Raw genomic sequence first — 10015 nt, 5'->3', positions numbered from 1 at the left:
CTTGCCAAAAAATCTATTCAGGGGTTGATGGCCCTTTCGTCAAAACAAACGTTCCGACGAATGGCCGCTTACCTCTGACATCTTTGTCATACTGGTTGTTTCGTTCAGTTTTCAAGGAGCAAATTTTACGTTGATCGCCTTTTTGACAGCGACTTAATTAGTATACCATCTGCCAAAATCAAAGTCAATAACTTTTTTAAAAGTCAGCTACCTGCTAAAGCGCAACGATATTCAATCTAACACGTCATCCTCATATTTATCAAGAGGAAATTTTTGTGCTTTTGCATCGCCCAAAATCCAACATGCTTTTTTGCGACGGATATAAATGTACCATGCATTAAAATGAAAGTCAATAAGATTTCTACAATGCAATTAAATCTGTGCTCGAAGTTTTTCAGAGCAGAGCATTTGCTGTACTGAAGGCACGGCTTTCAGACAATCGCCGGCCGACTTAGTTTAATACTCTGCAGATTCCATTTTTTAATAGTGCGAATCATAAATTGCCTACCATAAATTTTCAAACATCTCATGATCGGTTCACCCGATATTGACGCAGGTATACACCAGTACCTTTTGTGTCGATTCTAACCGGTAAAAGTATCCCCTTATCGGTCAAATAATTGAGTATGGCAGCCAAATCAAGTACATATGGTCTGACACCAGAACTTTGTTTGATCTCTTCATATGACCAGGCACCATCTTTTGTGTTCATAATATCGAGTAAATGCTTCGCTGAAACCTTTGCTCTTCTGCTGATAGCAAAATCCGCCGCTAGTATCATCAATTGTACACGTTTTGCTATCTCTTCACGGCTTTCGATTAATTCATCGTACAATTTATAAACCTCGGGATCTATTTTCTTTACTTGATTCCATAATGTCACTTCCGGATAGTACCCTTTTTCAATAACGGCAAGCCTTGCCAAATAATGAAGCGAGTGCACCATCCGTGTGAAGGCATCTTTATAATGTTCAGATTTATACAGGTCTTTGACCTCTGTATAACTCTTAATCAATTTTCCAAACTCCATTGCTTTTCTTAAGTCTCTTTTTTCGAGCGGAAAACTTCTTAAACGTTCTTTCAGCCGCGAAACATACTCATTCCGATCAAAGATTGTTTTTCCCGCTACAACCCATTCAATAGCTTTACGGTACCCGTTTGTATCAATCCATTGTCTGAGTAATCGATCAGTGATGGAATGCATCACAACTGTATTGCCATCATCTAATTCATAATGCTTTTCCTGCCATTCGATCGCCGCCTCATCAACAACATTAAACAAAACCACGTCAAAGTTATCTGTAATCGGACTGTCAGGTGCTTTTCTCTCAATCAAAATAATGCCTAACGTATTTGGGTTCCTTGCATACTCTTGATAAATCGGCCGCAATAAATTTTCCATTTTAGAACCCCCTTATTATATTCAATATTATATAATTCGTTATGATTTTGTGAAATCCTTTTTCTGAAACCGAAATTGATGTAAAATGTGCTATACTGGCTCTTTAAACCATAAGGAGGACTACCATGGCAGATAAGTTGGTCTATTCCAGTAAAATAAATAAAATACGTTCCTTTGCATTGATACTGATATTTGTCGGGTTCGCTGTCATGTACGGAGGGATCTTGTCCAGAAAAATTGAGTGGCTGATGCTGACATTATTTTTGCTTGGCGTAATGTTCATTCTATTAAGCTGCGTCGTTTATTTTTGGATAGGGATGCTCTCAACAAAAGCTGTTCCTATTATTTGTCCAAGCTGCGAAAAACCGACTAAAATGCTTGGAAGAGTGGACGCCTGCATGCACTGCAAACAACCGCTGACACTCGATAAAGATTTGGAAGGCTTTGAATTTGATGAAAGGTACAACAAACGTAAATTCCGAAATGAAGCAAAAGCAACAATGAAAGATGATCAACAATAGTATTAGAAAAACTAGGGCATTCGCTTCGTCTTATAGTGGATGCCGAAGTTTCTTATAGTGCGTGTTCAAAAAGGAGGATAAAAAGGACCAAGAAGTTCGAGGCGGCGCAGTTTCGAGCAACGGAATGTATGCTTTTAAATACATGAGCACAAGTAATGCTGTCCTGAATCCGCTTCGCACGCAGGAAAAGTGTTTTTCTTTTCCAAGGAGCGGAGAAACAAGCCAACGAAGAAATTCGAAGTGTCATTTTTACCGGACTTTTTGAACAACCTCTTATAATGTCATCCATAATTTATATTTTCTGACGTTATAAAAAATCCAGCCTGTTTGAACAGACTGGATTTTTTGCACCATGAAAATTATTAATGTTCTTGTGGTTCCAACTGCTGACATTTTTCACATTTGCCATAAATCTCCATCCGATGATGGCTGACATCAAAACCTGTGACCTGTTCAGCCAGCGATTCAACTTCATCCAAAGTCGGATAATGGAAGTCCACAATCTTACCGCATTCTTCGCAAATAATATGATAATGTTCAGTTGAGTTATAATCAAAACGGCTTGATGAATCACCGTAAGTCAGTTCCCGGACAAGTCCGATTTTACGCAAAACACGTAAATTGTTGTAAACCGTTGCAACACTCATGTTTGGAAACTTCCCTTCAAGGGCCTTATATATATCATCGGCCGTCGGGTGAACCATTGAGTTAAGAAGGTACTCAAGAACCGCATGACGTTGTGGTGTTATACGTACGCCATAATTTCTGAGAGTATCGATTGCTTCCTGCAATTTGTCATCAGACACCGTCATGCACCCCACTTTCAATATTTACTCGATTTATATCTTTATTATTATATTATAATTCTTATAATTAGAGTTTACGCGCTAACCCTGTACCCTGTCAATAAAAGTATATTTCCAACTTGTTTATATTATTAACGAATAAGTCAAATGAGCAATACTTTTTTAATAATTGTTCTTTTCTTCCTTTAAATATCTGCTTTCAGCGGAGTCTCTTTTCCGTCAAGAGCCTTATTGACATATCTTGCAGCCACAAACAGAAAGTCGGACAACCTGTTCAAATAGGATATAACCAGCGGATTGACCTGTTCCTGTTCACTCAATGCGATCGCCGTCCGTTCTGCCCGCCTTGCCACTGTTCGTGCGGCATGAAGCGCACTTGAAGCAGAATGACCCGACGGCAGAATAAAATTGTGCAACATTTCCAGATGCTTATCCCAGGCATCCATTCGTTTCTCCAGTTCATTGATATGTTCCTGCTTCAATTTCCATGCGACTTCCTTGTCGTTCGGCGTCGCAAGCTCCGCCCCTACATGAAATAAAATGGTCTGACTGCGGCGCATTTGTTCCAAAAAAACATCCTTATCTTCCCATTCTTCTTTATCAAGGAAACTGAGTGCAAGCCCTATCATTGAATTAGCCTCGTCACATGTGCCATATGCCTCCACTCGGAGATCACTTTTCGGCACGCGCTCACCATAGATTAAAGATGTTTTCCCTTTATCACCTTTTCTAGTATAAATCCGCATCATTAATACCCCCTTGTGATGTCTATTTTATTCACATAATGCGTTCCACCGTTCAAATACGTTCGCAGATTCTCCTCAAAAATCTCAAGTGCCCGCTTTTGATAGAATGGAGAGACACCTGATAAATGCGGTGTAACTGTTACATTTTCTTCCTGCCAAAACGGATGGTTTTCCGGAAGCGGCTCTTCTTCAAAGACATCCAACACTGCATGAGCTATCTCTCCAGTATGTACCGCTTTTAAAATTGTGTCTTCCCGGACCACACCTCCTCGGCCCATATTTAAAAATACAGCGTGGTCTGGCATTTTCCGAAAATGGTCATAAGTGAAGAAATCCTTGGTTTCTGCAGTACTCGGTAGAACTGAAACAACATAATCCGCTTCAGGCAACATGCTTTTGAACACGTCTTGTTTGACGATCCGGTCAAAGTATTCCGTGGAACGACCGCTTCTTGATACTCCGTAAACGTTCATCCGGAATGCTCTGGCAAGCCGTGCCACTTCCTGTCCAATTGAACCAGCCCCTGCTATGAGCATTGTTTTTCCCGTCAGTTCCTGCATGCGTACGGAATGATCCCATTTATTCGCGTTTTCATTTGCTATCAATTGCTTAGCACTGCGATTGATTTGCATCAGCATAGACATCGCATATTCCGCCATGGGATATTTATGGATGCCTTTTGCATTCGTTACCATAATATTACGCTCGTTTATTGCATTAGATGGCATTTTTTCGATACCCGCCGACAGCACCATAATCCACTTCAACTGATAAGCTTGGCTAATTAATTCAGCAGTGAGGTCGCTACCGAATGTCAGCAAAATTTCTGTTTTATTAATATATGGCTTAGCCTCATCCATATTCCGGCAAAAAACAAATGTTAAATGGGGATAACGTTCACGGAGTCCAGTGCGGTGTTTTTCTGAAATCTTCGCTAGCGATAAAACAATCAAGTATATCCACTCCTACTGTCGTTTTAACCCTATATTAGCCCTTTTTCTATTAAATTCCCATTCCTTTACAATCAGCTTTTTGTATAAAAACTTTTCTAATTAGGTCATCCACAATTAATACTTTCTAACGTTATAAACAATATGGGGCAGTTCGTTTCAATGTGAACGAACTGCCCCACTTTCATTAGCTGGCTTTCCGTAGATATTCAAGTGCTTCTTCCACATGACCTTCCACTTTCACTTTACGAAATTCTTTTTGCAGATTGCCTTCCTTATCGATAATGAAAGTGGAACGTTCAATCCCGTCATTCCATACACCGTAGTCTTCTGCTATTTTGTGATTCTCATCCGCCAAAAGCATAAAGGGCAGCTCGTGTTTATCAATAAATTTCTGATGACTTTCGACCGGGTCGGGACTGATGCCGATGATAACTGCATCCAGATCGCTGAATTTCTCTTTGTTATCCCGAAAATCACACGCTTCATTTGTACAGCCTGGTGTCATATCTTTCGGATAAAAATAGAGAACAACATTCTGACCCTTATAGTCTGATAAGCTGACTTGTTTACCGTCCTGATTTTGTAATGTGAAATCCGGTGCTTGTTTACCTGTTTCTGCACGCATCTAATATTCCTCCTATAGAGTGATACTTCATTCAATGTGGTGGTTCTCCCCACTGAATGTTGTTGAACAGAATCTAACCTTAAAGGTTATTCCGAACTTTTTGAACTTCTTATATCCACTATAGCATATCTTTTTTTCTGTCTCTATCTTCCTGATTAGTCTGCACAAGTTTTAATACAAAGGCTGTTGGCAATACATATCCAATCAGCGCCTCTACAAGTGCTATCAACCTGCCGATTTCAATCGGCGTGATGTCACCATAACCAATTGTCAGTAGCGTGGCCCCACTAAAGTAAAACGAGTGGACTAGCGAACCGGCAACGCTTACTTCACGCAACTCCCCATTTTCAACCAATAATATATGATTCATCGACAGCACAAAATAGATCAGCCCGAAACCGAAAATCACAATTAAATAAATCATCAACAATGTATAGAAGAGTTCAGCAGAAAATCGGCTGTCGTGCATTTGCATACGACCGCTGATTTTGCCGCCCCTGATAAAATCAACGAGGCTGATTGAAACGACCATGACAATCACAATAATTATAAGCCAAGAAATAAATTCCATAGTATCCCGCCTTATCTAGAGCATATGCTTATCCCTTTGTCGAATTGCCATTTATTTTCCGCAAGCTATTCAATAGAGTATAATCGCAATGAAAGGAATCTTTAAGGGAGGCAATATTTATGAACTTTTCCGCATCAAAAGCATTATATGAGGAAGCCCTTGACCACATTGTCGGCGGAGTGAATTCGCCATCAAGAGCCTATAAAGGTGTCGGCGGTGGTACTCCAGTTTACATGGAAAAAGGGAAAGGCGCCTATTTTTGGGACGTTGACGGTAACAAATATATCGATTATCTGGGTGCATACGGTCCGATTATCACTGGCCATGGACACCCACATATCGCAGAAGCCATTACATATGCAGCAAACGATGGAGTGCTGTATGGCACCCCGACAAAATTGGAAAATACATTTGCCAAAAAACTGAAAGAAGCTATACCGTCATTAGAAAAAGTGCGCTTCACCAACTCCGGCACTGAAGCTGTCATGACTACAGTCAGGGTTGCCCGCGCTTATACCGGCCGGAATAAAGTTATCAAATTTTCCGGTAGTTATCACGGGCATTTTGATTCGGTCCTGGTTGAAGCGGGTTCCGGCCCAGCAACATTGGGAACACCCGACTCAGCAGGCATACCGGAATCGGTTGCCGAAGACGTCATTACCGTCCCGTTTAATGATCCGGAAACATTCCGGCAGGCAATCGTGCGATGGGGTGATGAGGTGGCGGCTGTACTTGTCGAACCGATAGTCGGTAATTTTGGGATTGTCGAACCGGTTGATGGTTTTCTGCAAACCGTGAATGCTATCTCACATAATGCAGGTGCATTGGTCATCTATGATGAAGTCATCACCGCATTCCGATTTACATACGGCAGCACTCAACAGCTTTACGGCATCGAGCCTGATATGACCGCCATGGGCAAAATTATCGGGGGTGGATTGCCAATCGGGGCATATGGTGGCCGACAAGACATCATGGAACAAGTTGCACCGCTTGGACCTGCATACCAGGCAGGAACAATGGCAGGTAATCCTGCTTCAATGGCTTCAGGCATTGCATGTTTGGAAGTACTCGAGGAAAACGGTGTTTATGAAAAACTGGAGCAACTTGGTGAACGTCTCGAAAATGGCATTCGAACGAAAGCACACGAATCAGAAATTCCCATTTCTATAAATCGGGTTTGCGGCGCTCTTACCGTATTTTTTGGCGATGATACTGTCCACAATTACGAACAAGCAGATGCCAGTGACAGCGACGCATTCGCTCAGTTCTTCCATCTAATGCTTGAGCAAGGCATTAATTTAGCCCCCTCGAAGTTTGAAGCATGGTTTTTGACGACTGCGCATACTGAAGCAGATATCGACAAAACAATTGAGGCTGCAGGCAACGCATTTGCGGCTATGGCGGAAGAAAGACGCTAAGAATCATAGACAAAAGTGGTTTTATTAAAGAAAAATCCGAACTAGTTCGAGCATATAACCAGCTCCGGAAATATACGTCGCCTTCCACAGGCGGCTGTTGATTATAATAAGCTCCTCCGAATAGTGGAGGAGCTTATTATGCACCATCTAAATTTTGCACCTGATATAAATCATAATAGTGACCTTTTCGCGCCATCAGCTCACTATGTGATCCAGCTTCTTTGATTTCACCATCTTCAATATGAACGATCCGGTCGGCATGAGTGATCGTTGCCAGGCGGTGAGCAACTATAAACGTTGTCCTATCGGAGGCAAGACGCTCCATCGCCTCCTGAATAATATGCTCGCTTTCTAAGTCGAGTGCTGAGGTTGCTTCATCAAAAATCAAAATCGGCGGGTTTTTCAAAAATACTCTGGCAATGGCGATACGCTGTTTCTGACCACCAGAAAGTTTGACACCGCGTTCGCCGACCATTGTATCGTAGCCTTCATACAACTCTTTGATGAAATCATGGGCATTTGCAGCTTTTGCAGCTTCAATCACTTCTTCATCAGTGGCATCCGGATTGCCCATTCGAATGTTCATGGAAATGGATTCACTAAATAAGATATTGTCCTGCAATACCATGCCAACATTGTCACGCAATGAACGAGCTTTTACATCACGGATATCATGACCATCCACTTTGATCGATCCACTTGTAACATCATAGAAACGCGGTATAAGACTGATCAATGTCGATTTACCGCCGCCGCTCATCCCGACAAATGCAATTGTTTCACCGCTTTTCACATGAAGGGAAACGTCGCGTAAAACTTGCATTTCTTCATCTTCATACTTAAACGAGACATGATCAATATCAATGGTACCGTCAACACGTTCAATCGCTTTGGCATCCGTTTTATCAACAATGTCATATGATTCATTCATTAGTTCAAATACACGGTCAATCGAAGCAACCGATTGAGTCAAGACCGTGGATGAGCTGATTAATCGGCGCAGCGGACCGTAAACCCGTTCCATGTAGCCGGAAAAGGCAACCATCGTACCGACTGTCACGTTGCCCTGAATAACCTGATAGCCAGCAAACGCAATCACCAATAACGGTGCCAGGTCTGTTACTGTATTCATAACCGCAAATGTTTTAGCATTCCAATCGGTATGATTAAGTGCCTTCTGTAGAAAGTTGGCATTCTGCGCATCAAATTGTTCCTGCTCATAATTCTCCAGAGCGAAACTTCTTGTCACTGGAATTCCTTGAACACGTTCATGCAAATGCCCCTGCACTTCAGCAAGTGATTGCGACCGCTCCCGCGTTAGCCTTCTTAATCTTCCGTAGAAAAACCTGACGCAAAATCCGAATATCGGAAATAATATAATGGCGACAATTGTCAGACTAACATCCATTGTCAGCATTATACCGATTGCAATTAAAATAGTGATCATATCAAGCCAGATATTCATCAGACCTGTTACTACGAAGTTTTTCGTTTGTTCGACATCATGTATTACCCGGGAAATAATTTCCCCGGTTTTTGTCTGAGAATAGAATCTCAGACTCAGTTTTTGGATGTGGTCAAACAGTTTGTCTCTGACGTCATACAGGATTGTATTCCCAACCCATTGCGCCAAGTATTGTCGAACGTATTCAATCGGCGGACGCAATAAGAGGAATACAACAAAGGCTCCTCCCATTAGCCAGAACAATTGCTCCAGCTTAGCTGTATCCGCTAAATCATCCGCATTGATGATATTGTCGATCACATATTTTAAAATCAACGGAATAAGGAGAGGAATGCCGAATTTCAGAATTCCGACAAAAACGGTTATGACAATTTTCCACTTATATGGTTTGACGAACTGCAAATATTGTTTAATACTGTTCATTACTTCGCTTCCTTATTATATATAATAGCTGATTCTCTGAAGCAGCACAGAAAAGCCCTTGCTACATTCGTAACAAGGATCAGTCACTTTGACACTCATTAAATTATAAAACCATTCCATGGTATTAATCAATCAATTGGATTTGTTATTGATACGTCAAATAGCGTTCATACCATTGGTCAATGAATTCCCCTGAAAAAGGACCTTTCCGCTGCCTGATCCACCCTGTCAAATAATCAATATTCCGGTACAGAATGCGGTCCATTGCACTCGGATAATTCATTTCAATTTTATGCGCTTCATATTCATCTTCATCAAGCAAATCAAACGTCATATCCGGATATACTTTGATATCGAGATCATAATCAATATACTTCAGTGCTTCATGATCAAAAATGAAAGGTGAACTGATGTTACAATAATAGTAGATACCGTCATTACGTATCATTCCAATGATGTTAAACCAATACTCTGAATGAAAATAACAAATAGCAGGTTCTCTGGTTATCCAGGTGCGACCATCACTTTCTTTAACCATTGTTTTATCATTTGCACCGATAACAACCATTTCAGTCCCCTTCAGCACAAGCGTGTCTTCCCAAACACGATGCAGCTGACCGTTATGTTTAAAGCTATGTATCTGTATCGTTGACCCTGAATTCGGTCCGGGCATCGTATCTCTCCTAACCAAGCTCGTTTATGCAACTTTACTGTGAAAACCTTTATTCTTTTATTATAAATTTCACAGCAAAAATTACAAAGGAAATGAAACAAATCGGATGACTCGAGTCCTTTCCTCCCCCAGGAGTCTCCGTTATTTCCTCCGCTAAAACTGATGTACTATTCGTTTTTAGTATGATACATCTTAGTTCTGTCTAGGACTACTAGCCTCGTCTTACAGCGTGTGCCGAATTTTTCTGATAAGATCGTTCATCAATTTATACTTTCTGGCGTTATTAGAAAAACCGGGCAAAGTGCGGCCCGGTCTTTTTTCTATCTTCGTTAGAGAAAATCCGATAATTTATATTCCTGTCCATGTACGCCATTATAATACGTTGGATACATTTCCCCTCCACACATTT

10 protein-coding genes are annotated in these 10015 nt (G+C 41.2%); 2 read left to right on the top strand and 8 right to left on the bottom strand.

Translation table 11 applies throughout. From position 1 onward, the window contains the following. Nucleotides 1-526 precede the first annotated feature (526 nt). Entirely contained in the window at nt 527-1402 is an 876-nt protein-coding gene (locus IEW67_RS16780) for a nucleotidyltransferase-like protein (protein ID WP_188634227.1), read from the bottom strand. Nucleotides 1403-1527: 125 nt separating this feature from the next. Here IEW67_RS16780 and IEW67_RS16775 point away from each other — a divergent pair, with 125 nt between their 5' ends. Further along, nucleotides 1528-1923 (top strand): YgzB family protein, encoded by a 396-nt coding sequence (locus tag IEW67_RS16775; RefSeq protein WP_188634226.1) that lies wholly within the window; start codon nt 1528-1530, stop codon nt 1921-1923. Nucleotides 1924-2285: 362 nt separating this feature from the next. Here the strand turns inward: IEW67_RS16775 and perR are convergent, their stop codons facing one another. The 5 genes from perR to IEW67_RS16750 all read right to left on the bottom strand — a co-directional run bounded on the left by perR (nt 2286) and on the right by IEW67_RS16750 (nt 5624). Next, nucleotides 2286-2735 carry a peroxide-responsive transcriptional repressor PerR gene (perR, locus tag IEW67_RS16770; protein WP_188634225.1) on the bottom strand — a complete coding sequence of 150 codons (450 nt, stop codon included), beginning with the start codon at nt 2733-2735 and terminating at the stop codon, nt 2286-2288. Between the two features lie 179 nt (nt 2736-2914). Next, a complete protein-coding gene (locus IEW67_RS16765; RefSeq protein ID WP_188634229.1) occupies nt 2915-3475 on the bottom strand; it encodes a cob(I)yrinic acid a,c-diamide adenosyltransferase in 561 nt (186 codons plus the stop codon). A gap of 2 nt (nt 3476-3477) precedes the next feature. Then, nucleotides 3478-4428, bottom strand: a complete 951-nt coding sequence (locus IEW67_RS16760) for a D-2-hydroxyacid dehydrogenase (RefSeq protein WP_188634224.1) — start codon at nt 4426-4428, stop codon at nt 3478-3480. A 184-nt stretch (nt 4429-4612) separates the two neighbouring features. Further along, nucleotides 4613-5053: a thioredoxin-dependent thiol peroxidase gene (gene bcp, locus IEW67_RS16755; protein WP_188634223.1), complete on the bottom strand. Its 441-nt coding sequence runs from the start codon at nt 5051-5053 to the stop codon at nt 4613-4615. A 118-nt stretch (nt 5054-5171) separates the two neighbouring features. Continuing rightward, the gene (locus IEW67_RS16750) at nt 5172-5624 is read right to left on the bottom strand and encodes a potassium channel family protein (RefSeq protein ID WP_188634222.1); all 453 of its coding nucleotides are present in this window, start codon (nt 5622-5624) and stop codon (nt 5172-5174) included. A gap of 119 nt (nt 5625-5743) precedes the next feature. On the opposite strand from IEW67_RS16750, the gene IEW67_RS16745 reads away from it, so the two are divergent. Then, nucleotides 5744-7045 carry a glutamate-1-semialdehyde 2,1-aminomutase gene (locus IEW67_RS16745; RefSeq protein ID WP_308430748.1) on the top strand — a complete coding sequence of 434 codons (1302 nt, stop codon included), beginning with the start codon at nt 5744-5746 and terminating at the stop codon, nt 7043-7045. 136 nt (nt 7046-7181) lie between these two features. On the opposite strand, the gene IEW67_RS16740 is transcribed toward IEW67_RS16745, so the two are convergent. Both IEW67_RS16740 and ntdP read right to left on the bottom strand, forming a co-directional pair. Continuing rightward, nucleotides 7182-8933 (bottom strand): ABC transporter ATP-binding protein, encoded by a 1752-nt coding sequence (locus tag IEW67_RS16740; RefSeq protein WP_188634221.1) that lies wholly within the window; start codon nt 8931-8933, stop codon nt 7182-7184. Nucleotides 8934-9078: 145 nt separating this feature from the next. Further along, nucleotides 9079-9606, bottom strand: coding sequence for a nucleoside tri-diphosphate phosphatase (ntdP, locus tag IEW67_RS16735; RefSeq protein WP_188634220.1), 528 nt, complete (start codon nt 9604-9606; stop codon nt 9079-9081). Nucleotides 9607-10015 lie beyond the last annotated feature (409 nt).

The sequence above is a fragment of the Lentibacillus kapialis genome (assembly GCF_014646635.1).
GTDB classification, from domain to species: domain Bacteria; phylum Bacillota; class Bacilli; order Bacillales; family Amphibacillaceae; genus Lentibacillus; species Lentibacillus kapialis.
Note: the sequence above shows the minus strand (reverse complement) of the source record. Positions and strands in the feature narration are given on the sequence as shown.

Excerpts from the sequence above, each read along its gene's own strand:
- IEW67_RS16780 (WP_188634227.1), bottom strand. The coding sequence starts at position 1,402 with ATGGAAAATTTATTGCGGCCGATTTATCAAGAGTATGCAAGGAACCCA.
- IEW67_RS16775 (WP_188634226.1), top strand. The coding sequence starts at position 1,528 with ATGGCAGATAAGTTGGTCTATTCCAGTAAAATAAATAAAATACGTTCC.
- perR (WP_188634225.1), bottom strand. The coding sequence starts at position 2,735 with ATGACGGTGTCTGATGACAAATTGCAGGAAGCAATCGATACTCTCAGA.
- IEW67_RS16765 (WP_188634229.1), bottom strand. The coding sequence starts at position 3,475 with ATGCGGATTTATACTAGAAAAGGTGATAAAGGGAAAACATCTTTAATC.
- bcp (WP_188634223.1), bottom strand. The coding sequence starts at position 5,053 with ATGCGTGCAGAAACAGGTAAACAAGCACCGGATTTCACATTACAAAAT.
- IEW67_RS16750 (WP_188634222.1), bottom strand. The coding sequence starts at position 5,624 with ATGGAATTTATTTCTTGGCTTATAATTATTGTGATTGTCATGGTCGTT.
- IEW67_RS16745 (WP_308430748.1), top strand. The coding sequence starts at position 5,744 with ATGAACTTTTCCGCATCAAAAGCATTATATGAGGAAGCCCTTGACCAC.
- IEW67_RS16740 (WP_188634221.1), bottom strand. The coding sequence starts at position 8,933 with ATGAACAGTATTAAACAATATTTGCAGTTCGTCAAACCATATAAGTGG.
- ntdP (WP_188634220.1), bottom strand. The coding sequence starts at position 9,606 with ATGCCCGGACCGAATTCAGGGTCAACGATACAGATACATAGCTTTAAA.